Raw genomic sequence first — 25325 nt, forward strand, 5'->3', positions numbered from 1 at the left:
GCGGTTTATTGCCCGACCTCACGCCAGTAAATGATCCGATCATGGCCTCGGTAGCGACCGAAAAAAGCGCTCGCTCTTGGGGGATACAATACACTTGGACTTGTATCGTCCCAATTCCAATACCACTTGAGCCAATCGTCGACTTGCAATGGTGCTGTCACTTGACCACGATATGCATCAGAACCTGTGTTTTGCCATAATAAAGTGAGTTGACCACCACTCACCGTAGTGCCGCCATCACTGCGAATGACCGTTTGGTTTGACGCCAATACAGGATCATAGGCTTCAGTGCCATCAAGTGGATCGACAACTTGGCTGCAACTGTCATTAATGTTGGTTATCCACCCTGTTCCATTCCAATATTGTGCATACGTTGGCATGCGTAATATTTCGGTTTCGGGGCCAAAGGTATTGTCCATAACAATTCGGCCATGACGAAAATCTTGTGTCGATATCTGTTTTGCATTGCAAGAGCTGCTGTCGGCACAAATATCACTACTATCTGCGCGCATGTCAGGTGCGTGAATAAATGAAATAGCGGTGTCGTTATCATCAACCTGCACACCAATATCTAATTGACCAAAAGGCCCATCGACGCCCGGCGCAAGGGTACGGCTCAAACCCGCTTGATACGTTATGCCCACACTTGCTTCACCTAAACTCCACGAACTCGCATCAATAGGTAGAGCACTTAAGCGGCTACTTAAATCAACGCCATCATTAAGATTTTCTCCAACTAAACTGGCTGTCGCTTTAGCAAAAGTACCCTGATAGTTTTGGGTAATATTGTCAGCAGTATTGTAAGCAGTTAAGGTCAGCGTTAAATCAAAGGGTTGATCCATATAGGTAAAAACACCACAGCTTGGCAACACACTGGAGCTAGTAACCGCAAAACTGGCCGGCACAAAGCGGCCGATATTGGCTGATTCAGCAAGCGGTATATCGTAAAAACTGGATCCTAAATATGGACTTGGAGGATTGGCGGTAAATGTAAATACACCCACTTCGGTCACCGATTGAGTCACCGTATTGCTGTTGGTCGTTTGCGCAACATGATTGTATTTTGTAGTACCAACATCGCCTAATATACCGCCTGATGGCGCCACCAATTGATGCCCTAAAACAATGTCATCCTGGGCATAATTGGGCGTATTGATGTTATCGCAATAATCAGTATCGGAGTCAGACTCCCAAGCTTTACCTTGAATATTTAAATCAAACGACTCGCCGGCTTTTTTGTATACATCACAACTGCTATTACCTGCAGAGCACTCTGCAACGCTGTCTTTAGGTGTGATACATAACCCAACAGGAAAGCTCACAAATGAGTCTGAACCCAGCATCACCAACCCGGCTTCATCGCCAGTTCCGGTATATTGAGCATCGAGTTGCATATTGCCTGCATCGGGGTAGTTAACATCAATATTTGCCGTGCCAGTGGCATCAAAATCTAACGCTATTGATGTGGCCGCCGAGCTTTGCTTACCCACGGTCGTGTCGTTAACAGTAACAGATTGGCCATTGACCGGCGATGTAGGCGCCAGATAAGTACTCCAAAAGCTAACGCTTTTAGTTGTGTCTGCAAATGTTGGTACACATTCTAAGGTTTCATCTGAAGTTTTAACCGCACTGATTGAAATATTACCCGTAGGTTTGTTTGCTAGCTTGTCTGGCACATCAAAAATAAAGCCGCTGTCGGCAAAGACTAAATCACAGTTTGCAGCCGTTGCTGAGCTACCATTAATACGGCAAAGCGTCTCACTAAATGCTTTGGTACTTGGCGTTGAGCCTGAAACACCCAATGTTACCGTGCCAACCGTGTTATGCCTTAATTGTAAATCTGCTTTTTCCCCGCCAGAGAATGTCACAACATTACCACCAATCCATCCGCCATTAGCCACACTTGCTGGCGTTAGCGTTGCGGTAACACTGTCATTAACCGTCTCTGTACACTCTGCATTAGCACAAGCTTTAATGGATAACGTTTTAGGAGTACAGGTTAACCCTGTCCCTGAATACGAATACTCAAAGTGATCAATTTGCACACCGATGGGGCTTGAATTTAATGCACATATTTCAACATTGTCAATTTCATGAATATTCGTTGCCCCGCCAGTAGAGCCTGTCAATGACAATAAAAAATTCTCAGGTAAAGCAGCTTGGCTTGCGTAAGAGGCGGCATCAAATTCAGAAATAATTTCAACATAGCCATCACCAGTATCACGCTCAACTTTTACTAGCGATTGACTGGCAACTTGCGAATCGACGGTAATACGATAACGGTGGGCAGGAGAGGTATTATTGTCATCAACGGTTGGCGATAAACAACTGCCACTCGTATTAGTCGTACCATTGCTGCAGGTACCACGTAAATAAGGATAACCAGAAGTACCAGAGCCTGAGCCTCTAATGGCAACAGACTGTTGACGACGCCCAGGGCCACCCGAGCCACCTTCTCTAGAAAAGTTACCGTATTCGTCAATACCAAAACCTAACCAGCCACCTGCAAAACCATCTTGATTTGAGCGAGCACCATAACCTAACGGCCCGCCATAAGCGCCTGCTTGAGGGGTAATAGTGCTATCTGACAACACAAAAGCAATACCATCGGCACCGCTACCGTTATAAGCATAATGATCAAATTCTATGGTGACGAAATTGTCGGTTGCAGGAAATAGCCGTTGGAAAGTAGATGACGTGGCTTGATTTGTTACCGCTTGAGTCACTTGTAAGCGATTACTCACAATGGATGGCGTAAAGTTGCCTCGACTATTGGAAACAACCCAATCATCACCAAGGTCTGTGCGGTCAAAATTATCCGTAAAACATTGGAATACCGGCTCAACATTTTCAAAAGCAACAAAGCTGTAATTTTCCCAACGATGTTTACGATCATTATCTTTATAAGTATCTTCATCAACGACCATACTTACCGTGTCGTTAGTGAGCTTACAACGGCGGAGCCAGCCGCCATCACCACCTAAGCGACTATTCTTACCTGCAACTAATGTGGGGGTGTCAGTAAAGCCTTCTAACGTTGTGGTGATTCCGCATTGATATTCAATATCTTTGGTGCCACTGGCGGTAAACGTTTGCGCTTGGCCAAAATGATAATTTGTTTCAACACCATTCAATATCATGGTACCGCTTGCCGAGGTTAACGATAAATAGCCAATGGTTTCATTTGCAATTTGGCTATTATTTAAACCTCCCGGCAGGCATTGTTCATTATTTCTATCGTAAACTTCAGACGTATCTATCCCAAGTTGAATCCCAGAACTCGTGGTCTCTGATGTACTGGTAAACCAACACTTATTATTTTGCGTTTGTATTTGGTTTAACACCACGTTTTGAGTTGAGGGCAAAGTCACTGGTGTATAAGGATCGCTAGAGCCAAAGATGGCTTGATCATAATCAACCGAACCAGCAATTAATGTGATGTCGTCGGTTAGATCATATGTACCCGCAGTCACCGCTATCCAATGCACCTCTGGCATATTCTCGGACGCAACATAACGATTATTAGTGGATGTAGGCTCGTTTTGTGACCAAGTGAAACCTTGTGCCGATACACTCTCAAGGAATACTGATGCGGGGCCATCACTGTTATCGTCTTCGATGGTCGGCATTAAGAAAATTAACGGGGTGACATCATCAGGAAAAGCACTGTCAAACGTGATGCTAGTGGCCGTAGCTTTACCGTATTGAATATGGAATTCCGGCTGTGGTGTATCAATTGTGCAATCTGGCACGACATCAATTAGATTACCAGTATCAGCAAACGCCACTGACGAGCTGCCATTTAAAATAATATCTTGCCCTGTCACTGAACCTGTAATTTTTGCGGACCCATTTATGGTGACAGTATCTTCTGACACAACATAAGCATTTAAACTGGCACCGCCTTGAATTTCAAATTTTCCATATACATAAAATAATAATTTTTCAGGTGAACTTGCTAAGGTTAAATTTCTTTGGAGATAATCATTCTTAATAAAGAATGATACCGTTCCTGTATCAGGAAAAATCAAATCGACACCGTTATTAATGTCCATTGTTTCAATCCAGTACTGACCGGCAGAAAATTCAATCGTACCTGAAGTCGCTGATAGGTTTTTTATTTTATATTTACCATTATCGGTCGTAAAAATAATCTTTTTATCGCTACCATTGGCGACTGATACATTATTGTATTCTCCCTCTGGTACATTGACCGTTTCATTACCGTAAACAGGAGGACCCAAATCAACAGAACTGCTTGATTGACATTGGGCAAAATCAATCCGTGAAGGTGGTAATTCAGCCAGTGTACCACCATCTCGACACGTCCTAGAGGTACCATTAGCACGTATGCATGAATTAAAAGAACTATCTCCGCCTTGCGTATAATTATCTGTCGGTAATTTACCGTTACTTGGCGCATTTATAATGGTGGCTGTATTTAAATAAATCGTGCCAGTCGTATTAACGTTATTTACGCCGGCTTTAAATGTGTCACTCCAATCGGCTAATGCTGCTGATACTGGTACAATGAAACACATACAAGCAAATGTAAAAATTTTTAAAAAATTAATTAATTTTGAATTTTTAGAAAATCTTGTTTTAATTCCCACGTGCTTCGACCTCCACTTGGCGACTCACTCGTAAACACGTTGAACTACTCGAGTCTCCAGCACAATCCCCCGTTTCGCATACCGCTAAACTATTAATTCTATATTGAGTCACACCACTGACACTGGCAGTATTACAGTTAATGCTCACGCTACAACGATGAAATCCCACCGCGTTACTCGGTGGCGTCCAAGTTGAAGCCACATCGCTACACGTTGCAGCACTGCCATCGAGCGGAAATAGCTGTGCTAAAGCGGCATCTGCGCCACTGTTAGCACTAAACAATGCCCGAGTGCCCCACACTTCCATATTCACCGACTCATCAGCATCGCCAACGATGCGGATTAAACTGGCTGCAATAACAAACATCACCGTAATCACAAAAATACCGATGATTAATGCGCTGCCGCGTTGAGAATGTTGAGCTAACGGATACTTAGGGAACATTCATCACCTGCACTTGATGTTGATATTGAAACGTCTCACCATTAACCGCAAACAGTGGCTGTAAATGCACAATGGCGTTAGTCACTAAGGTCGCCGGTGTTAAAATAATTGCAGGATTGGTACTTAAGTTATTCGCTACATTTTGGGCCATTAACACCCCTGCGCCCATTGTTGTTGGCGTGGGTTGAGTGGCCTGATAACCATAGTTTTGATAAAGCCGCAATTCAACCGAACTCGCAGAGGTAACAAAGCAATAGCTTAACGGGCTATCGGCAACATATAAACGCATTAATGGTGAAGCTTCAGTAAATCGCACCGATTGGGTTAAGGTAATGGTTAGTAAGTCGCTCGCTTCAGCCACACTTTGCACAGTAAATCGTTTTGCCGTTGTTCCTTGAGGGTTATACACCTCAGCATTGGTTAACGGATAAATCAACGTCGACTGCCCCGCACTAATCGGCCTAATGCTTTTGATCGCGGTAAGGCTATTGCGCGCAGTCTCAGGTACAAATGGCGCGTCAAGGTATGAGGTACTGGCTGCAATTGGCAGTAATTCAATACATTGATAACTGCCATCTGTGGCAGTGAGCACTCGGATACTGTTAGGCACTGCACGACGAATGTCTCTGGTCATACGCTCTATTCCAAAGCGGCTCTGACTCAACACCTGATCGACCGCACTGGATTCAACAAAAATACGGGTGCCAAAAATCACAAAACTGCTGACACCAACAATCACAATGCCCAAAATCAAAATCACAGTCACCATTTCGATTAAGGTAAATCCAGCTGCTTTGACTTGAGAATATCGCGCCATTAGTAATTACTCCTTACCGTTTGGTAAGTAATCACTTCATTGCTGGGTGTAGTGACATCTACAGTAATCAGTTTTTCGGCTTGCGTGGTATCAAGGTAACTCACCGTAACAGCTAATTTAAAGCCGGAGTAAGCCTGTGCATAGGTTTGGCTTGAGTCGAGCATATTGCTGGTTTCATTCAGCCCGTGGTAATCATCAACATCATTAAACGCATCCCGGCTTTCACCGTCGTTACCCATTGATGTCGAACATGTTAACCCTGCACCTGAATTACAGGCTGGTACACCGCCATTGGCATTAGTGTTTTGATCATAACGTTTGCCCCAAATCTCATTCATTACCGAATGAGCAAGCTCTGCCGATCTAACTCGTTGTAACGTAGCCGACGCTTTATCTGCTTGGGGGAATAGCATGCTGGTCAACATAACGATTGCAACACCAATGACCATCATGCCAATCACTAATTCGATTAAGGTAAAACCCTTAGTGTGTAGAGTGTGCTGAAGTTGAAGCTTATTGAGCATAAATATACCCCTCTGACTCCACCGCGATGGCTAAGGTTTCATCTGCCACCGCATTAAAGCAATGGCCAGAACACGCAGGGGAAATCATTCGCCCAAGGCTGTCAAACGTAATTGAAAACACCTGACTGGCATCACTGGCTAGGGTGATATAAGCATTAGCATTAAAGCTTTGGGGCTGCTCCTCACGAAACACATCGCTGCAACTGTTGCCAATGCGGTCATTAAAGTAACGCAAGGTATAACCATTGGCGCTGACATCGAGTTGATAACATTGATCGGTATTTTGAATGGCTTTTAGCTGTACGTGTCTTAGCTCGCTAATAAACTCATTACGCAGGGTATAAGCACTGTAGGATGAAGCAGAAAATAGACGCGGTAACACCGCCACGGCAATTATGCCAATCAAGATAATGGTGGTGACTAATTCAACTAGAGTAAAGCCAAGTTGAACCTTGCGCTGCTGACTCACGTAGATGATACCCTCTATTTCGCCACTAAACATTTTGACACTGGCCAAACTAAACCATAAGAGTGTCAGAGACTTATACTAGCTGATCCAGTATGGCAAAAACAGCCAATATTGTCTGCTTATTTGTGTATTCACGCTGTTAGTCGTTGTCGTAAAGGTTGATTTTTATTGTTAAAAACTCAAAAAAAAACCTGCCGAAGCAGGTTTTAGTAATTTACTAATATATTAGCAGTTGTCAGGATCAGTTTCTGCTACATAAGTTGGTAGCACTGTAGCGCTTGAAGCCTCTGTATACGTTAGCTTACAAGCGTCTGGCGCGCCTACTTGCCAAATGGTAGCTACTCCGCTATTGACAAAAATTGTCCAATCAGCACCATTGTCGGTTGCAACAGTAGAATCTGTAGCGCTTGTGCCTACATTAAAAGTAACATCTAATGCATTTTCTAGCTCAGCTTGAAGGCCTTGTAAATATCCATATTGAGTCACTGCTGCAGTGCCTGTACCAAGGTCAACAGAAGGAGGGGTAGAATCATTTTTAGCTGTTTTTTCTTCACCCGCTAAAGCCGCTTTCGAATAAACAAGGGTATTCGCACCTTGAATTGCCGCTTTCATACCACTTAACGCCGAAACACGAGCATCACCCTGTAAGTTTATAAACTTAGGCGCTGCAGTTACCGCTAAAATACCAAGAATAATGATCACAACCACTAATTCGATTAATGTAAAACCTTGTTGCTTTTGCATATAAAAATACCTCTATTAATATAAATCTCTATCCATTGATAAATGGATCAATCGATTGGGTGGTTAATAAATTAGTTGTTGCTAAAAGCAACCACTTGTCCAGTACCTGGGTTGTATGTCACGCCTTTGGCACCGGCAGTTGTTAAATCTGGTGTTGGTGTAGCCACACCGCTTGTGTCATCTAAAGCTAATGAGGCGACTTGATGATATACACACACATCAAGGTTGTTTACGGTTACACCATCAATACTGGTTGAAGAGCCACCTGAGCCACCTTGCACACTCACGATATAACGTACATCGCTTGCATCTTGATTAACTAACACGTTTCTTGGTGCATTTTGTAATACCGAGTCAAATACTTCTTGGCATCGAGTGGTAGTCATCGCTGTTGCACTGGTATTGGTTGTGCCCGTTGGGAAACCAAAACGCGAGTCTAAAGAGATGGTTGTTCCATCGAGAACCACGCTCGTGTTACGACGGCCATCGACTTCCCACTGTGCACGCACAAAGCTGACTGCTGTTGCTAAACCACCTGCAACACCATCTACGCTTGCGTCTTCGGCATCATCAGTTACATTTAAAAAGCGAGGAATAGCGGTTGCCGCTAACAGTCCCAAAATCACAATAACAATGACCAACTCGATTAATGAAAAACCTTGTTGTTTAACTTTCATAATACCTCACTCATTTAAATGTATTCGCAACAAAAATAACATACTTGCTACCACTCTTGCTGCTAAACGTGCTGCCATAACTCGTCAGATATTAGCAGCTTATTAGAATTTTAGCACCTAGGGTAGACTTTTTTACTACTCAGCAGCTAAATAAATTATTCTGCCGGTTTGTAGCTGGTAGCTTAAACTGGCTTGATTGGTAGAAATAAAACGACAGACTTTATCTTTTACTTGATAAACCACATGTAACCCTAATTCATCTACATCGATTGCCAACAATTGTTGCCATAGACGCTTACAACCGTCTTCATCGTAGGTCTCAACCAAAGGCCAACCATTTGATGACAATTGAATCCAATTATTAGTGCCTACTAACTCCGCTTCAGTATTATCTATTTGCGCTGAAGCTGCCAATCGTCCATTTTTTGACGATTTATCATTAGTATCTTGCTTATCTTGTGCCTGCACATTTGGTGCCATATCGTACCAAGACAATAACATTTTGCTCGGTCTTCCTGAGGCTAACCATTGGCTGCGCACCATAGCTAAGACATTTAAAAGCCGATTATGTTCAAAAGCCAAGCCTTGGCTGGTTAAATTTGGCGCAGTATTGATATAGCGGCCACCCAAGATGCCCACCAAAATAATTAACACTAATATTGCCATCACCTTGCCATAGACTTTAAGTAAATCATCATCGGCTTTTTGCTGACTTAACATACTGTTACCTAATAAACCAAAGGCGCTGCAATTTAACCACCTTTAACCACTTTTAGCATGTCCCACATAGGTAAATAGATACCTAGCGCAAGAATTAATACGATAACCGCGACAAATCCGATTAAAATAGGTTCTAATTTGGCGGTCAAGTTTTTTAAATCGTAGTCGACTTCGCCCTCATAAAAGTCAGCGGCATCATTCAATAACTGATCAATTTGGCCGGTTTCTTCACCCACCGCCACCATCTGCAACACTAAAGGCGTAAACAAATGGCTGCTATTTGAAACCCTTAGCATCGATTCACCTGACTCAATACCACGGCGCATCCCCACAATTTTGTCGTGCATATAAGCGTTATCAACCGCATCCGCAACCAAACTTAATGCTTGAGTCATGGGAACACCTGCACTGAGCATCATTGAAAAGCTACGGCAATAACGCGACAAAGTAGAACGCTCAATAATCGATCCCACCACAGGAATATGTAACTTCCATAAATCCCATTGCTTTTGGCCTTTGTCGGTATGGTGCCAATAACGGATCCCGACAATGACCCCCATTAACACCACCAGCATGTGCGGCCAATAATTAACAAACAGATTAGAGGTGTTGATGAGGATTTTTGTGGCCCAAGGTAAATCTGCCCCAAAGCGCGAAAACATATCAGCAAACTTTGGGATCACCATAATATTGAGGATCACCATCGCGATGGTGATCGCAATAAGGACAAAGATAGGGTAACGCATTGCTGCTTTAATACGGCGGCGGGTTTCTTGCTCGCGTTCAATATAATGTGACAACTGAATAAATGCATCTTCCAATTTACCGGTGTTTTCACCCACGTGAATCATCGACACAAACAACGAATCAAACACGTCAGGATGCTGGTTCATTGCTGAAGATAAAGGTCTGCCAGAGGTTAATTGTTCTGATATATCATCTAATGCCTGCTTCATTCGATGTGAATGTGTGGTCTCAGACAAACCTGCAATAGCGCGTAAAATAGGAATACCTGAACGCGTTAAAGAGTACATTTGGCGGGTAAAAATTTGTAACTCTTCTAACGAGACTCGACTCTGAAACAATGCCATTGAAAATGACTGTTTAGTCTTAACTTCGTTTAGCTCTAACGGGATAATGCCGCGTGACAATAATAAATCAGCCGCAGCACTTTCATTGGCTGACTCCACTTGAGCGGTCACCGATTTTCCCTGGGCGTTACGTCCGCGATATTGATACGTTGGCATCGTTATGCCCCAAGACCTGATTGACTAGTAATATCAACTGATAAAGCAACAGCTGACTCGCTAACATCTTCAACTAATTTGGCAACTTCTTCTAACGTGGTGGTGCCTTGAAATAAATACTCCATGGCCGAATGCGCTAACGGGACAAAGTTTGGACTGCGCAATGCAGCGCGAGCAAAGTCTTGTGGATTACCGGTGCGCATAGCGTCGATCATGTTTTCATCGAGCTCTAATATTTCAAAAATACCAATTCGCCCACGATAGCCTGAGCCATTACAAGTTTGACATCCACTGCCCACTTTAAAGGTCGCTGTCGTCATGTCTTTTTGGGTCACACTCTCAAGCCAACTGCGCTCTGATGCATTAGGTTGATATGCCACGGCGCAGTTTTGACATACACGGCGCACCAATCGCTGTGCAATAATCACCCTAAGTGCGCTGGCAACCAAATAGCTGGCAGCCCCCATATCGAGCAATCTCAAGGCGCTGGTTACCGCGTCATTAGTATGCAGTGTTGATAATACAAAGTGACCAGTTAATGCGCCTCGCAAACCAATTTCAACCGTTTCTTGGTCACGCATCTCCCCCACCATGATGATATCGGGATCTTGACGCAAGGTGGTACGCAACACATTGGAAAAGTTCAAACCAATTTTATGATTAACCTGCACTTGGTTAATCCGCGGTAATTGATATTCCACAGGGTCTTCAACAGTAATAATTTTTCGGTCTGGCGTGTTTAGCTCGCTAAGAATACCATACAGCGTCGTGGTTTTACCGCTACCCGTTGGTCCGGTCACCAATAACATCCCGTGAGGGCGCTTAATTTGTTTACGGATCCGCGCCACAATATGCGGTGGCATACCGGTTTCATCCAAAGTGCGCAGCCCAGTCGTTTGATCTAATAAACGCATTACCACTGATTCGCCGTGGTAAATGGGCATGGTCGACATACGCACATCGATTTTATGCCCCTTAATTTCCATATGAAAACGGCCATCTTGCGGCATACGTTTTTCTGAAATATCTAAACCTGCCATTAATTTAAGACGCAATACCAAAGCAGCGGCAATATTGACCTCACCAAGGGTGTTTTCATGCAGTTGGCCATCAATACGTTGGCGAATACGCAGCACTTTTTCACCCGGCTCGATATGGATATCCGACGCGCGCATTTGTACCGCATCTTCAAAAATAGACTGTAATAACTTAACCACCGTAGTTTCATTATCACTGTCGCCTTCTGTTAAGCCATTAAGATCGAACATGTCATCAGCGGCATATTCCTCTTCAAGCTTACCGGCGATTTCAGCAATTTGCCCTGTGCGGCGGTATAAGTTATCAAACGCATCTAACAGTTGTTGCTCGGGCGCTACTGCAAGCATTAATTGCTTAGGTGCGACCAAGATTTCTAAATTATCAATGGCTTGTAAATCGGCAGGATCGCTCATAGCAATCAGCACATGATCTGGGCCGCTTTCTACCACTAAGGCCCGATAACGACGAGCTTGCACCTCGGGTAAAATATTGACAACTTCGGCAGGGATCGGCCGACGACTAATATCCAAATAAGGTAAATTTAACTGCTGTGACAAAAACTTAAGCAATTGAACTTCAGTAATGTATTTTAAGTCGATTAATGTACGACCGAGTTTTTTACCACTATTACGTTGTTCTGCCAGTGCTTGTTGTAATTGCGTTTCACTAATAATCAACTCTTGTACTAGAAGGTCACCTAAGCGCATCTTCAATTTAGGTTTCATTTGGGTTCTCCTAGCTGAGCTAATCTGTTTTCAATAAAGTCCATCGCAGAGGTTGATAGTCCCTCATAGCTTAATGCAGAGCGATAAGCCTGAGCCGCTGCGATATATTTTTGCTGGGAATCTAATGCATAACCCAGTCCCATCCACCAACGCGCCTGCGTCGATTCGGCTTGTAATAATTGACGATACGCTTGCTCTGCTAACACAAAGTCTTGTGTGCGTTGGGCTAATTCCGTTTGCACAACCCATTTGTCACGTGCCCAATTAGAATTATCTGGGATCATCGCTAAAGTTGTCTGGGCACTGTCAAAGGCGTTCGTTTCAGTTTGAAGCCGTGACAAAATCACGTAAAACTCCCACTCTTGCGGAAACATACTAATACCACTTTCTAACAAGCGCATGGCTGTTGTGGTGTTGTTTTGTCCGTAATAAATCGCCACCAATTGCTTACGTGCTTTGTGTAAGCTTGGCTGTAAAATAATGGCTTCTAAATAAAAACTGGCTGCTTCTTCTAACCGTTGTGCATTTTCTGCATCGGTTGCCTTGCGGTATTGTATCTGCGCCATGTCAGCTTTACTGATCACCACTTCTTTTACTGTCATATCATTTGAAGTCGATGAGGTTTTCGCTATTTTAGGGCTATTTTCAGGAGCGCTAACCTGCGTAGTAGGTTGAACTGAAGGTTTATCTTTCATCACGATTGGGGTTTCCACCAAGTCTACAGCCTGGTCAACACCTTCTGTGATAGCTTGGCTTGTTACTGCTAACGTTAACTCGACCTCATCGTTACTGAATGTTTGCTCAATTGGCTCTTGGGCCTGAGTGGAGGGTTTCATCACCACTAACTCTGCTGTTGAGGGGACATTAACAGCAGCAACACTCTCAGCACCTGGTGAAACCGTATTGGGCTCAGTATTATCATTCACAATCGATTGTTGGTTGGCGAGTAACGCGTTGTCATTGCTGTGTTCTGCATCAGTGCTTTGCGGCTCAACGTTGCTCGCGATTTGCGTTGCTGTGTCGTTGGTTATGGTTAATGGCTCATCGGCATTGTTAGCCGTCAACTGGGATTCAGCCATGGGGGCAGCAGTATGTTGATACATTGACACCCCATACCAAACGGCCGGGACGAATAAGAGTACGCACACCACTGAAGCAATCAAAGGTACACGAGATTTTTCGGTAGGATAATATTGAACTTGCGGACGAACAAACTCGCCCTTCCGTTGAGAAGGCGCATTATCAGACTCTGTCTTATCAAGCTCTGATTTGTCGAGCTCTGGTTGGTCAGCCCCTGATTGTTGGCGCTGCTCTAAATCGCGCAGCATCTTTATTATCACACTCATTAATGCTCACTTATCCGTGTTAACCAATCACCGCTGACATCCGTTAATCCTATCGTTAGCATGAGCGCTAACAACAAAATAATAACGAGCGTGCTTAAACGTGAAAAACCTGACCGTTCAGTTAAATTTATATCTTCAGTATCCCTAATGGCCGCACGGCAATGCTTTGTTTTGACTTTATTAGCGCCTTCGCCATAACACAACAATAAGCTTTTGTGGGCCAAGATGTTCACCAACCGAGGGATCCCCCTAGCCGCTTTAGCTAACAACTTAATGTCACTGACACTAAATAACTGAGGACCTTGATAACCGGCTGTGACCAATCGATATTGAATATAGGCTTGGATTTCATCCCAGCTTAATGGTCGCAAATGGTAGCTAAAGGTAATTCGCTGACGTAGCTGCCTAAATTTAGCTTGAGCCAATCGTTCATCTAACTCTTGCTGACCAAATAACACCACTTGCAACAACTTACGGCTTTCGGTTTCTAAATTGGTAAATAACCGTAATGCTTCAATGCTGTCATCGGGTAGCGCTTGTGCTTCATCGAGCACTAACAAGACATGAAACCCTTGATGATTTAGCTCCAACAAACGCTCGTGGATAAGTCGCGTTAATTGCTGTTGATCGATTTTGTTAGGTAAATTTAGGCCTAACTCACCTGCCACAGCAAAACGTAACTCTTTTGGAGACAAATAGGGATTAGGCAAATAAGCACAATGGTATTGAGCCGGTAAATCATTAAGTAGCTTGCGACAGATTAATGTTTTACCCGTTCCGACTTCGCCAGTAACCTTAATAAAACCTTCGCCAGTTTCTAAGGCGGTTTGCAACACTTGCAAGGCCTCTACATGGGGAGCTAACCCAAAAAAGAAGCTTGTGTTAGGGGTCAGCGTAAAGGGTAACTGTCCCATGCCAAAGTGCTGCAAATACATAATGAATTAAGTTCCGTTATTGGCCATCATTAATTAGATGGGTACCAACGCTCAATTAATTCTTGTGAACGCTTTAACTCATCTCGCCACGTATTTGCGCCAACCACGGTTGGTTTAAGTAAAATGATTAATTCTGTTTTTTGTTTTGACTTAGTACGACTCGTGAATGCTTGCCCTAAAAATGGAATGTCGCCCAAGAAAGGCACTTTCGATTCGGTTTCAATGTTTTCACTCTTCATTAAGCCACCAATAACGACAACATCACCCGATGCGGCACGAATAATGGTGTCAGACTCACGAATTTCACTTTGCGCGAGAGGCAACTCTAACGTTGAATCACTGATTTCAATAGTTTTAGTTTGTTCTTGAACATCGATCACCGACGGATGAACATGTAAAAGCACATTGCCGTTTTCATCAATTTGTGGAGTTACATCAAGCGCAATACCAGAGAAAAACGGAGTCAGCTCGACATCTGGAGTGGTAACCGTTGTGGTAGAAGACACTGTGGTTGTCGACACATCTGTCACAAAATACTCGTCAGTACCGACTTTAATGACGGCTTTTTGATTGTTAGATGCAGTAACACGTGGGCTCGACAATACATCAACATCGCCCTGCGTATCGAGTAAGTTAATCATGGTACTAAAATCTGTACCCTCAACGTTTATCGATGTCACTCCGCCAATAATCGATGAAATCGTATTAGTTAAACCTTGTCCAGATGAGGTACTAAAGTCGATATTAGTGTTACCCACATGGCCTAAGACACTTTCCCATTGAATACCTTGTTGATAATCATCAGATAATGTGACTTCTAAAATTTTAGCTTCAAGTATAACTTGGCGTTGTAAATGGCTTTCTGCTGTTTTCAAGAAACTGCGAACCTGACGTAATTCATTAGGATAAGCCCGAATAGTCACCAACCCAGCCTGAGGAGTCACCACCACTTGACGTCCGCCTCCCGTCTCACCAATGATTGATACTAATGTTGATTGCAGCTCACCCCAAAAATCCGTTTTGGTGGTTGAACTGATAAAAGTACCGTTGGTGTTTTCACTATTACTTGAATTACTGCTACTTGAGCTACTGCTAGAGCTATTGCTGCTATTACTACTGCTGCTTGAGTTGTCATTATCATCCGAAATACGACCAGAGTTTACTGACGTTAACGACAAGCCTTCACGCTGCATATAAAGGTAGTTTAATGGGATGGTTTCTGTGCGCATTCCAGATGGGAACACTCTTAAGATACGACCTTGCCGGCTAACTTCATAACCATAAATGTCTTCTACAACCTGTAACGCTTCAGACAAAGTCACGGCTTTTAACGATAATGAAATCGTACCTGTAACCTCCGGGTGAACCGCCACACTGAGCGGCGAATCCTTTACAAGACTCGGGAAAAAGACTCTGGCATCAACATCATTAGCAGAAACATCAAAGCGGCGCTCTGCAGGTAACGCTTTTGTTGTTCCCAATACATTATTACCATTTAATTCACGTTGAACTTCCGCTGGCATCATCGCAGGCGGTGGCGTTGTATTGGTATTAGATTGTGATTGTTGAATTGATTCAGACAATGTTGATTTGGCGTTTTGTGGTTCAGGTCTATCTGTCGTTTGGCAAGCAATCAAGCACAGTGACATCAGAGGGGTAACATATTTAATTACTTTCATTTTTATTCTTATCCTATCGCTCTGTTATCGACTGAAACAACTGAAGTTTTCTACCATCTGACAAAGTTACATTATCCTGACCGATTGAAGATACGGTTAATCCATCGTTGACCGTATCACCAACTGCCACAATTTTATTGTTGATTACGGCATAAGCATTTTGACCATTAACAATACTATTGAGTACCAAGCTTTGTTGAGTCATGTTTTGGGGCTGACTAACAACGGCATACCCTTGACCAGGTAAGGTTGGGTCTCGCAACGTTTGTGCATTCACGCTCGCCACTAACAATAGACTCGTTACAACAATAGCCAATGCCATAGCGTTAATTCTGTTTAGCAACACTAATAAAGTCCTTATTCACACTGAGTGTGTAAAGTTCTAATTCTACTAACGCTTTTGGGTGAGTCTCAACCCGGTAATCCATACGTTTCCAATACAATTTGTCTGGCATGTTTTCAACCGCAGAGACAAAATCTAAAATAGCAAAGTAATCACCTTGTAAAACCAGCTTAATACCATGGCTATACAAGTTTACTTGGCTATTTTCTCCCATATTTAATAACGGGGTAGGCTCAATAGAAGCAAAAGATTTCAGTGTCACACCTTTCACATTACCCAGTAAATTAGCGAGCACTGTCGGCATGTAATCCGCTGGCACCATATCAACCATTTGCGCGTCTAATTCAGCATCAATAGCTGACATTTGTTCACTAACTAATTGTAAGCGTTGTTGGTAATCTTTATCTGGGTCTAACTGTAAACGTTGCTGATACAAATCAATTTGTTGCAATGATATGTCGTTTTCTTGCTGTATTGCGTTCAATTGGTTTTGTATCGATTGCTGTTGTTTCCAAATTGATTCCAATGGTAAATACAGCAACATCCCAATCACCACGATACTGGCAAGAGAGATTAATAGCCGTTCTCGCTGGCTGAGTTGGTTAAAACGTTCTGACCAAGTTGCCCATTGTTGCTTCATTGTGAGGGCTCCTTATCCACTGTTTTACTGGTAAGCTTAAACATTAATGGCTGTGTATCACCTCGGTTCATGGTCATTGCCGAAAAAGCATATCCTTTTAAGGTGACAGTATTTTTTAGCTTATCAATCCATAATGGAATACTTTGCGGTGTACGACCAACCCCCTCAAATTGAATGCGTTGAGGGGCATTATCTTGTTGTTCAATACTAATATGACTTAACCACAGATTGGCGTCTGCTACAGCAGCTAAATCCGTTAATAAAGGAGAGTAACCTTGGCTAATTAAGTTTTTACGCTGACTCAGCTCATCTTTTAAGCGCTGTTTAAGCGCTAACCGTTGCTCTTCTAATTCGACTTGGTCAGCTAAGGCGGTATTCGGTTTACGTGCAGCTATTTGAGCTTCTAGTTGTACTTTTTCAGCGCTTAATTGGGCTTTTTTATTGTTAGCTTGCTGCTGTAACGTTTGTAACTCGTTTTGTTGCCATAAGCCAAAAGCATAAAAACAAATGCTGACAATCACCAACAATACTAACATTTGCATCAAGCGTGATAACGTCAATCGCTGCTTTTGTGGTAATAAGTCGGCGCTGTATAAATTGATACTGTTTTTTATCACGCTTCACCTCGCGCTATTTCTTGTAACGCTAGTTGAGCAAATAAACCGCTAACTCCATCATGATTTACTGCGTGTACTGTTTGGTTAAAATTAGCAGCCACTAAGTTAGCTAGCGCAGGACTGTCACCATCTGTGACAATGGTGATTGAAGACACTGGAGCCTGACGTAGCTGACTTTCAAAATAATCCATTGAGCGTTGGATCTCTAAGCTTAAGTTATCTGCAATACTGTTTTGTAATTCTTGGAATGTAGCCTTATTCAGTTGGTTAAAACCACGAACACGGCGCTGCATTAACACCTCTCCCGCTTTAACCGCCATAAGTAACAGCTCTTCTTGAGGTGCATGCGCAACTAACATATGTGCCATGCTGTCATTAGGCAGTATATGACGCAACACTAACTCTTCGACACTAATGCCCACAATACTTAACCCGCTCGCTTCGCATGCTGCAACTAATTGCATCAGTAAATCACGACTGGTAACAACAACGCTGACCTTAGCGCTAGAGGTGACACTCGACTCAAAGTAATCTAAATGAATATTGGCGACAGGCTCTGACACCATGTCTTTCACTGCCCAAATTAATGCTTGGGCAATTTCAGATGATTCAACACTGGGTTTATCGGCTTGTAACAGTTGGTAATGTGCAAAAGACAGCACGAGTTGCACTCTAGCTTTACCACACAAGGCTTTAAGCTGTTCAAATGCTTGCTTCCAATCATGCTTGATTATGGGTATTTGTTTAACGACTTGAGTAGAGTCGGCAGTTTCGTCATAACAAACCCACAATGCGTTGTTGGTAATAAATACACCAACATCTCCTGAAATTTGGGATGATTGCCAAAAGGCCAGTTTACTCAAAAAACCATTGCTCATTACGCGTCCCATGCACACTAAAGTGATCACTATTTAGGTTCTGGCTTGATATAAGATGAAGAAAAAAATAAGCCTGTTTCGTCACGAAAAACCATTAATAAAGATACTTGTTAGTATTGCCCCTTTAATTTTAGACTTTTTAGCCGGAGCGTTGTCAAAAGTCGGCTCTTGATACAACACGGCTAATGTTTTAATTTTGTTAGTAATTACAATATAGCATACCTCATTAAAATAGAATGCAATTGCAGCGCAAACAAGGGTTATTCACCCCAAACAACGTAAATAGGCTATTTTTCAAGCTTCCGTCTCAGTTATTTGTGCTAAATACTCACCTTGAGCTGCACTTACCCCTAAAATCTTTAAGGTTTGCCATTCTTCAAAACTCTCTACACCTTCAGCAATGACCTTCACTTCAGCACGATATAAACCGCCAATTAAACTGCGGATAAACAATTGATTCTCTGAGCGTTGGTGTACTTGGCGAACAATTGAGCGATGCAATTTAACTAAATCGAAGTGGAACTCCTGAATATAATGTGTGCCGACAACATGTTGACCAACATGATCAACAGCGAGTTTGGCGCCCATTTTTCGTAACATGTCGAGAGATTTCACTAAAGCCGTGTTTTTTTGATGTTTCACGATAATGTCTTCAGACACTTCAAAAATAAGTCGTGCCGCTAGGGGCCGATGTTCTAACAGCGTTGACTGTATCCAACGTACAAAGGCTCGGCTAACTAAGGTATCTAAGCTGAGGTTAATACAATAAGTCGCATCGTTTTGTGGCATTAAGGTAAATAACACTTGTTCGAGTATTTGCCGTTCTATCTGTGGCATTAAGCCGCACTTATTTGCCATTGGGATAAATAAGGTGGCGCGAACATCTTTACCTTGATGGTCACGAGCACGACTGAAAACCTCATAATGTAAAATGCTGTTATCATTGTCTACCACTGCTTGCTGCAAGGTAAAAAAACGTTTGCTGACGAGTGCGTTTTCTAAAAAACTGCGCCAACGAACAGAGCCTTTGGCAATCTCTTCATCGACAGCGCCTTTATCGTACATAAACCAATTGTTTACCTGTTGTAACTGCGCGGCACGAAGGGCCATTTCAGCCTCATCGATTAATTGCACCTGCAAATCACCTGCTTTAAAAAATGCACTCCCTAGATGTAAAAAGTTTTCTGGATTACCGATGCCATAAAATGGTAGCGCTAAACAGGCTTTCAGTACTCGCTGAGCCAACTGATCAGCCTCTGCCAACGAGAGCTGAGGCACCACAATCACCAATTGTTGGTAACTTCTTCTGGCAAAAATACTGTCTTCGTATTGTGCCAGTACCGCGGTGATGGCTTCAGTAGTTAAGGTTAGCATCGCTGTTAAATCGCTCTCACCCAATTTGTCTTCTACTAAGTCAACATCGTCAAACTCAATCAGCATAAGCACCCCATGGGCGATCATTTGGTGGTTATGACTTAATGCGTCTAGGCGATTTTGAAAAAAGATGCCGTTACCAATTTGAGTTTGTTTATCTAAAAATGTGTCTTTCCGAATAAACTGATCTAAGCGACCGCGTTCCTTATGGGCATCGTCTAAATCGGTAAGGAGCTTAGTCAACGCTCGGTTAATCAAACGAGGCTTGCCGTTTGTGGGTAACTGCGCGGCTTGGGCTAAATTGCCCTCTAAAATTAACTTACTACGTTGAGCAAGTTGCTCAATGCCATCGAGTTCGCGTGAATACCAACGATGCCCAAAGCGCACAAAGAGGCCAATAGCAATAAAACCGATAAGTAAAATAACTGACTCTGACCAACCTAAATGGTATAAAACAAAGGGGGCAGGCAAGGTGAGCGACAAACTGAGACCATGCTCTAACTGACGTTGATACAAGGTTAAGCTGCTCTCGGGCAGAATTGGATTGTCTTGATGAAGTTGATATATGACTTGCTTGTCGTGAGTCAAGGTAAAATCGACGGCATTATACGCTGACAATAAAGGAGGCAACCAAGTATCGAGCTGACTATCACCATGTAGCTTGTGATGCGCAACCAACATCGTTTCTAATTCGGCCACTTTTTGTTGTTGAAAGCTATATGTGAGCTGGATAAAACTCATCACTGCGCTTAGAAGAAACACAAACGCGACGGCAGCTAACGACAGTAACCAAAAGCTGGTAAGTTTTTTTGTAAGGATCTTAGTGAGTTGCATTTATCCGCTATCCTGCTGGATTTATTATTATGGTCTAGCTCAATTCAATCCGTATCAGTATAACGATTGTGCTCTGTAAGTTCACTACTCGTTTACCTCTAAGCCCAACCCAATGACTTATGTTCACCTTAATCATAACGGTATCGCCAATAACACTTATACCCACTCAACCTGAAGATGCTCTATTTCAGGTTGATTAGATATAGATAACATAAAGGGGCTTAAGCCCCTTTATTTTTCTGCGTCAATTTATCAACAAACGTTACACTTTATATTCCGTAGGTAACGTGGTGATTTTAGCAACACCAGAATCAATTGCAGCTTGCGATACTGCGCGAGCCACATTTGGCAATAACCTTGGGTCCATTGGTTTTGGTAACACATATTCTGCGCCGAAACTCAAAGAACTCACTTTAGGATACGCTGCTAATACCTCTGCAGGTACAGGTTCTTTAGCTAAATTGGCAATGGCATATACCGCTGCTAACTTCATTTCGTCGTTAATCACTTCAGCACGTACATCTAATGCGCCTCTAAAAATGAACGGGAAACACAATACGTTATTCACTTGATTGGGATAGTCACTGCGTCCTGTACCCATAATCAGATCATGACGAATAGCATGAGCTAATTCTGGTTTGATTTCTGGATCGGGGTTTGAACAAGCAAAAATAACCGGATTAGGTGCCATTAATGCAATATCATCAGCAGTTAATAAGTCTGCCCCCGACAAGCCTAAAAACACATCAGCGTCTTTGATCACATCTTGCAATGTACGTTTGTCAGTATTATTAGCAAATAGTGCTTTGTATTCATTTAAATCTTCACGGCGAGTATGAATAACCCCTTGTCTGTCGAGCATATAAACATTTTCACGCAGGGCTCCACATTTAACAAACATGCTCATACATGCAATTGCGGCAGCCCCTGCACCTAAACAAACAAATACCGCATCTTCAATTTTTTTGCCTTGAATCTCTAACGCATTAATCATACCCGCTGCGGTCACAATGGCAGTGCCATGCTGATCATCATGAAACACAGGGATGTTACAGCGTTTAATCAATTCACGCTCAATTTCAAAGCACTCCGGCGCTTTAATGTCTTCTAAATTGATGCCGCCAAAAGTGTCGGCGATGGCTTCCACGGTATTGATGAAATCTTCAGTTGTACGGTGTTTAACTTCGATATCAATTGAATCAATATTGGCAAATCGTTTAAATAAAAGTGACTTACCTTCCATAACGGGTTTTGATGCCAAAGGGCCTAAATTCCCTAAGCCTAAAATGGCTGTGCCATTAGAAATAACAGCAACGGTGTTACCTTTATTGGTGTAGCGATAAGCGTTTTCAGGATTAGAAGCGATCTCTCTCACCGGCTCTGCAACACCTGGGCTATAGGCGAGTGCTAGGTCATGGCTTGATTGGGCAGGTTTGGTCAGGCACACGGCCGTTTTACCTGGTACTGGGAATTCATGATAATCGAGTGCTTGTTGACGAATATCCGACATTTTATATTTCCTGAAATGCGCTATGTAATAAAATTGTGACTCGCGCCTCAAATACCATTGATTATGCTAAGTCATCGAAAGTTTTGTAACGATACGCTATTACAGTGTCGATAGAAATCAAAAACTCAGTGATAGGATGTGTAGCGCGTTTAAAATGGGGCTAAGTTTTGTTAATCAAAATAAGCGAACATGAATATATATAAATCAAAGAGTTAAAAATGTAGGAAAATAACAAGATTTACCGATCATAACGTGTTTTCGCAGCATTATTTGTTATTTATTTTGCTTAAATAACAATAAAGGGGCATTGAGGCTTTTTTTAATTGTTTACAGTGAAAAAATAAGTTTTCACTATTAAAAAAATCAATTGAGGTGTTGTACAGACATCAATCTGGCTAGCATTAACGGCGGCGAAAAACAAAAAAGGCGCCAAAGGCGCCTTTTTGAAGTTAATTGCAGTGCAATTACTTCTTGCCAAGCATACCAAAACGCTTGTTGAACTTGTCGATACGACCGCCAGTGTCAACAACTTTCTGAGTACCAGTGTAGAATGGGTGACATGCACCACATACGTCCAAGTGTAAGTCTTTACCTACAGTTGAATTTACTTTGATAACGTTACCACAAGTACAAGTTGCAGTGATTTCAGCGTAATTTGGGTGAATACCAGGTTTCATTTGGAGTACCTTAAATTGAAGGCCATGTCGCTATCACAACCCGAAGTTGGACACCACATGCAGTTAATAACAATATGTTTTAGGCGCGAGATAATACAGTGTCTACTAAGATCAAACAAGTAGAATTTCTAAGCATTGTTAAGATTGTTGTTTTAAGACTGTCTTTGCTTTTGCTCAAGCGCCTCATAAGTTAACTGATCTTTTTCCGCATCCTGATACCGCTGCAAGATAGCTTCTGAGGGGCAAACTAAATGACTTTCAGCCATTAACAAATAAATCTTACTTTTAAAGAACGCTTGCGGATTAGCATCGTAAATCGCCAACATGGTGCCATAAACATTAGTATGTAACTGTTTTTGGTTACGCACAGCAACGCGCCATAAATTATCTTCAGGCCGCTTATCAATAGCACATAGTGATGAGTCAGCTCGCTCAATATCAGCCACTTTTTCAGTCGTTGTATCCACGTTTTTATCTATCGTGGCGACTTGAGGATGTACATCAAGTTCACTGCCAGGAGCCTCAATTGACAATTCAGGTTGAGGTGTGCGTTTAGTGGTTGCATTTGTGTTATCTGTAGTGGTTAAGGCTGGCGCGACAGTTGCGGTTTTACCTTGTTGACTGGCAACTAAGTTATCAAAGGTCACTCTGTCAGCTTTAACATTCTGGTACTTAACTAAAATATCTGCAGGCGGACAACGTAATGAGCTGTCTAATTGCAACATGCTAATTTTTCCTTGAGAAAAAGCCTGAGGATTAGCTTGATACAATGCCAACATTGCCCCGTAAATATTAGAGTTCCATTGCTTACGGTACCTAACGGCAATTTTCCATAAAGAGTCATCGGGTTGCTTAAGGATATTACATCCTTCTAGCAGTTCCTGAGTTTGGGATAATACGGGAGTAGAATCGACAACTCGACTCATTGTGACTTGGCTTGGTGTAGATGCTGCCGGCAATTTCATTTTTTTTATCGCGACGGGATGATGATTACTGGCATGCAATACCGGACTAAATAACGGAACCGGTGAATATTGTTGCCATTTGGCATTGCGATACTCAGATACGATTAGCGCGGCGTCTGGGTCGCGAAGTTGTTCTTTACCATTGAGTAAAAATACGTCGTTACCTTGGCGTTCTACGTCTAATTTTTCTAGTACAATATTATCTTGATAAATTTGACGCAAGTAAAACGTTAATCTAGATAAATCATGATGTTCAGTTACTACATTGACCGTTAACGTAGGTAATTTTCCACGTTCAAAAGCTGCAGTATCTATACTTATATGGCTAACTTCAGCAACGACAGCTGAAACCTGCCCTGCCGCCAATAATGCCAATATGACTAGCAACTTTACGCCTTTCATCCAATCATCCTTCACTTATGCAAAGCTTTAAAACAGCGTCTTAACGCTGAAAATCCATTTAATATATTCATTATTATTGTTAGTAATTATCTATTTAATATTGCTGCACTATTTTGCACTTACTCTATTTTTTTATGGGCAACCACTATTAACGCAAACAACTATATAAATTAACATTCATTGCTGCAACCAATTACTGACATACCAGAGTAATTACTCAAGCTTTATTTAACTTTGTCACACTTAAATTGCGAATACCTCTATTCGGAGGCATGTTTAGCTTGGATAACTTCAAACACTTTTCTATCAACTGCCTGATTATTGTATTGCGCCAATATTTGCGGCGACGGACAGTGCAATGGGACACCTTTAAGCAGTAAATGAATTTTCTGTTTTGAGAATGCCAACATATTCGCCTCAAAAATCGCTAACATCGCCCCATAAACACTGGTATTCCATTGCCCTTTATAACGATCAGCAATACGCCATAAGGTATCTGAATTATCTTTTATTATTTGGCAATGCTCTGGTATTTGAGATTGTAAATGGGATTCGCTGGCGACATCCGCCTGCTCAACATTATTGCTCGTCACGCCCACGCGAACGGATGCAGATTGATTGACTATCACTGCTGACCCTGAGGGCATTGGCACTTTTGTTAACTGGGCACTGTTAAATGACAACGGCGCATCAAATAACGCCAGCACGGCTAATAAAATAACACCATCATGGCCATTCATTGTGACCACTAACTGGGCTTTGGGATCGGTTATAATTTGTTGACCACTGAGCTGCACTAAAAATCGATTAATAGGTTGAACCATTAACTTTTGTTGTTGCATCTCGCCATCGATTTGTTGGCGAGTGTAAAAGTTGAGTGCTGCCCCATCATCATTTTGCACAACTAAATTCATTTTTAATAACGCTTGTTGGCCCACATCAAATTGACGGCTATTAATGCTCACATGACTGACTTGAGCAAAAACATGAATCACACACATTCCGCTTACAACAAACAAGAGCATAATAAGTCTTTTATACATAACACTTGCCCTATCACTTTGATGACACTTAGAGGTAAACTGATCCACAATCTTAGATAGCAT

At 42.4% G+C, this 25325-nt stretch carries 22 protein-coding genes; all 22 read right to left on the reverse strand.

Annotated features, from left to right (window positions below; all coding sequences use genetic code 11):
- Window positions 1-5: 5 nt before the first annotated feature.
- Entirely contained in the window at window positions 6-4541 is a 4536-nt protein-coding gene (locus PQR79_RS14230; RefSeq protein WP_274408557.1) for a DUF6701 domain-containing protein, read from the reverse strand.
- Between the two features lie 61 nt (window positions 4542-4602).
- Window positions 4603-5058, reverse strand: a complete 456-nt coding sequence (locus PQR79_RS14235) for an MSHA biogenesis protein MshP (protein ID WP_238103155.1) — start codon at window positions 5056-5058, stop codon at window positions 4603-4605.
- Window positions 5048-5875: a PilW family protein gene (locus tag PQR79_RS14240; protein ID WP_238103153.1), complete on the reverse strand. Its 828-nt coding sequence runs from the start codon at window positions 5873-5875 to the stop codon at window positions 5048-5050. The genes PQR79_RS14235 and PQR79_RS14240 overlap by 11 nt, the downstream gene beginning before the upstream one ends.
- Entirely contained in the window at window positions 5875-6399 is a 525-nt protein-coding gene (locus tag PQR79_RS14245; protein ID WP_238103151.1) for a type IV pilus modification PilV family protein, read from the reverse strand. Before PQR79_RS14245 ends, PQR79_RS14240 begins: the two co-directional genes overlap by 1 nt.
- Window positions 6389-6901 carry a pilus assembly FimT family protein gene (locus PQR79_RS14250; protein ID WP_274408595.1) on the reverse strand — a complete coding sequence of 171 codons (513 nt, stop codon included), beginning with the start codon at window positions 6899-6901 and terminating at the stop codon, window positions 6389-6391. Before PQR79_RS14250 ends, PQR79_RS14245 begins: the two co-directional genes overlap by 11 nt.
- Window positions 6902-7093: 192 nt before the next feature.
- Window positions 7094-7612, reverse strand: coding sequence for a type II secretion system protein (locus PQR79_RS14255; protein ID WP_238103149.1), 519 nt, complete (start codon window positions 7610-7612; stop codon window positions 7094-7096).
- Between the two features lie 71 nt (window positions 7613-7683).
- On the reverse strand, window positions 7684-8289 hold the full coding sequence (locus PQR79_RS14260) for a pilin (RefSeq protein WP_238103148.1): 606 nt from the start codon (window positions 8287-8289) through the stop codon (window positions 7684-7686).
- Window positions 8290-8424: 135 nt separating this feature from the next.
- Window positions 8425-9009: a hypothetical protein gene (locus PQR79_RS14265; protein WP_238103147.1), complete on the reverse strand. Its 585-nt coding sequence runs from the start codon at window positions 9007-9009 to the stop codon at window positions 8425-8427.
- 32 nt (window positions 9010-9041) lie between these two features.
- Window positions 9042-10256 carry a type II secretion system F family protein gene (locus tag PQR79_RS14270; protein WP_238103146.1) on the reverse strand — a complete coding sequence of 405 codons (1215 nt, stop codon included), beginning with the start codon at window positions 10254-10256 and terminating at the stop codon, window positions 9042-9044.
- Between the two features lie 2 nt (window positions 10257-10258).
- Window positions 10259-12019 (reverse strand): GspE/PulE family protein, encoded by a 1761-nt coding sequence (locus PQR79_RS14275; protein WP_238103145.1) that lies wholly within the window; start codon window positions 12017-12019, stop codon window positions 10259-10261.
- Entirely contained in the window at window positions 12016-13365 is a 1350-nt protein-coding gene (locus PQR79_RS14280) for a tetratricopeptide repeat protein (RefSeq protein WP_238103144.1), read from the reverse strand. The genes PQR79_RS14275 and PQR79_RS14280 overlap by 4 nt, the downstream gene beginning before the upstream one ends.
- On the reverse strand, window positions 13365-14300 hold the full coding sequence (locus PQR79_RS14285; RefSeq protein ID WP_238103143.1) for an ExeA family protein: 936 nt from the start codon (window positions 14298-14300) through the stop codon (window positions 13365-13367). The genes PQR79_RS14280 and PQR79_RS14285 overlap by 1 nt, the downstream gene beginning before the upstream one ends.
- Before the next feature lie 29 nt (window positions 14301-14329).
- Window positions 14330-15979, reverse strand: coding sequence for a pilus (MSHA type) biogenesis protein MshL (gene mshL, locus PQR79_RS14290; protein ID WP_238103142.1), 1650 nt, complete (start codon window positions 15977-15979; stop codon window positions 14330-14332).
- 13 nt (window positions 15980-15992) lie between these two features.
- Window positions 15993-16301 carry a SctD/MshK family protein gene (locus tag PQR79_RS14295; protein WP_238103141.1) on the reverse strand — a complete coding sequence of 103 codons (309 nt, stop codon included), beginning with the start codon at window positions 16299-16301 and terminating at the stop codon, window positions 15993-15995.
- A 4-nt stretch (window positions 16302-16305) separates the two neighbouring features.
- Window positions 16306-16962 carry an MSHA biogenesis protein MshJ gene (locus PQR79_RS14300; protein ID WP_238103140.1) on the reverse strand — a complete coding sequence of 219 codons (657 nt, stop codon included), beginning with the start codon at window positions 16960-16962 and terminating at the stop codon, window positions 16306-16308.
- Entirely contained in the window at window positions 16959-17579 is a 621-nt protein-coding gene (locus tag PQR79_RS14305; protein WP_274408558.1) for a PilN domain-containing protein, read from the reverse strand. Before PQR79_RS14305 ends, PQR79_RS14300 begins: the two co-directional genes overlap by 4 nt.
- Entirely contained in the window at window positions 17576-18457 is an 882-nt protein-coding gene (locus PQR79_RS14310; RefSeq protein WP_238103138.1) for a biogenesis protein MshI, read from the reverse strand. The genes PQR79_RS14305 and PQR79_RS14310 overlap by 4 nt, the downstream gene beginning before the upstream one ends.
- Before the next feature lie 294 nt (window positions 18458-18751).
- Entirely contained in the window at window positions 18752-20665 is a 1914-nt protein-coding gene (gene csrD, locus PQR79_RS14315) for an RNase E specificity factor CsrD (RefSeq protein ID WP_238103137.1), read from the reverse strand.
- A 262-nt stretch (window positions 20666-20927) separates the two neighbouring features.
- Window positions 20928-22175 carry a malic enzyme-like NAD(P)-binding protein gene (locus tag PQR79_RS14320; RefSeq protein WP_238103136.1) on the reverse strand — a complete coding sequence of 416 codons (1248 nt, stop codon included), beginning with the start codon at window positions 22173-22175 and terminating at the stop codon, window positions 20928-20930.
- Between the two features lie 464 nt (window positions 22176-22639).
- Window positions 22640-22852: a 50S ribosomal protein L31 gene (gene rpmE / locus PQR79_RS14325; protein ID WP_188917011.1), complete on the reverse strand. Its 213-nt coding sequence runs from the start codon at window positions 22850-22852 to the stop codon at window positions 22640-22642.
- A 152-nt stretch (window positions 22853-23004) separates the two neighbouring features.
- Window positions 23005-24219, reverse strand: a complete 1215-nt coding sequence (locus PQR79_RS14330) for a FimV/HubP family polar landmark protein (RefSeq protein WP_238103134.1) — start codon at window positions 24217-24219, stop codon at window positions 23005-23007.
- 260 nt (window positions 24220-24479) lie between these two features.
- Window positions 24480-25262, reverse strand: a complete 783-nt coding sequence (locus PQR79_RS14335) for a FimV/HubP family polar landmark protein (RefSeq protein ID WP_274408559.1) — start codon at window positions 25260-25262, stop codon at window positions 24480-24482.
- Window positions 25263-25325: the final 63 nt, after the last annotated feature.

It is taken from the genome of Shewanella metallivivens (assembly GCF_028750675.1).
Classification (GTDB): Bacteria; Pseudomonadota; Gammaproteobacteria; order Enterobacterales; family Shewanellaceae; genus Shewanella; species Shewanella metallivivens.

Coding starts and splice junctions, on each gene's coding strand:
- PQR79_RS14230 (WP_274408557.1), bottom strand. CDS start 4,541: ATGTGTTTCATTGTACCAGTATCAGCAGCATTAGCCGATTGGAGTGAC.
- PQR79_RS14235 (WP_238103155.1), bottom strand. CDS start 5,058: ATGTTCCCTAAGTATCCGTTAGCTCAACATTCTCAACGCGGCAGCGCA.
- PQR79_RS14240 (WP_238103153.1), bottom strand. CDS start 5,875: ATGGCGCGATATTCTCAAGTCAAAGCAGCTGGATTTACCTTAATCGAA.
- PQR79_RS14245 (WP_238103151.1), bottom strand. CDS start 6,399: ATGCTCAATAAGCTTCAACTTCAGCACACTCTACACACTAAGGGTTTT.
- PQR79_RS14250 (WP_274408595.1), bottom strand. CDS start 6,901: ATGTTTAGTGGCGAAATAGAGGGTATCATCTACGTGAGTCAGCAGCGC.
- PQR79_RS14255 (WP_238103149.1), bottom strand. CDS start 7,612: ATGCAAAAGCAACAAGGTTTTACATTAATCGAATTAGTGGTTGTGATC.
- PQR79_RS14260 (WP_238103148.1), bottom strand. CDS start 8,289: ATGAAAGTTAAACAACAAGGTTTTTCATTAATCGAGTTGGTCATTGTT.
- PQR79_RS14265 (WP_238103147.1), bottom strand. CDS start 9,009: ATGTTAAGTCAGCAAAAAGCCGATGATGATTTACTTAAAGTCTATGGC.
- PQR79_RS14270 (WP_238103146.1), bottom strand. CDS start 10,256: ATGCCAACGTATCAATATCGCGGACGTAACGCCCAGGGAAAATCGGTG.
- PQR79_RS14275 (WP_238103145.1), bottom strand. CDS start 12,019: ATGAAACCTAAATTGAAGATGCGCTTAGGTGACCTTCTAGTACAAGAG.
- PQR79_RS14280 (WP_238103144.1), bottom strand. CDS start 13,365: ATGAGTGTGATAATAAAGATGCTGCGCGATTTAGAGCAGCGCCAACAA.
- PQR79_RS14285 (WP_238103143.1), bottom strand. CDS start 14,300: ATGTATTTGCAGCACTTTGGCATGGGACAGTTACCCTTTACGCTGACC.
- mshL (WP_238103142.1), bottom strand. CDS start 15,979: ATGAAAGTAATTAAATATGTTACCCCTCTGATGTCACTGTGCTTGATT.
- PQR79_RS14295 (WP_238103141.1), bottom strand. CDS start 16,301: ATGGCATTGGCTATTGTTGTAACGAGTCTATTGTTAGTGGCGAGCGTG.
- PQR79_RS14300 (WP_238103140.1), bottom strand. CDS start 16,962: ATGAAGCAACAATGGGCAACTTGGTCAGAACGTTTTAACCAACTCAGC.
- PQR79_RS14310 (WP_238103138.1), bottom strand. CDS start 18,457: ATGAGCAATGGTTTTTTGAGTAAACTGGCCTTTTGGCAATCATCCCAA.
- csrD (WP_238103137.1), bottom strand. CDS start 20,665: ATGCAACTCACTAAGATCCTTACAAAAAAACTTACCAGCTTTTGGTTA.
- PQR79_RS14320 (WP_238103136.1), bottom strand. CDS start 22,175: ATGTCGGATATTCGTCAACAAGCACTCGATTATCATGAATTCCCAGTA.
- rpmE (WP_188917011.1), bottom strand. CDS start 22,852: ATGAAACCTGGTATTCACCCAAATTACGCTGAAATCACTGCAACTTGT.
- PQR79_RS14330 (WP_238103134.1), bottom strand. CDS start 24,219: ATGAAAGGCGTAAAGTTGCTAGTCATATTGGCATTATTGGCGGCAGGG.
- PQR79_RS14335 (WP_274408559.1), bottom strand. CDS start 25,262: ATGTATAAAAGACTTATTATGCTCTTGTTTGTTGTAAGCGGAATGTGT.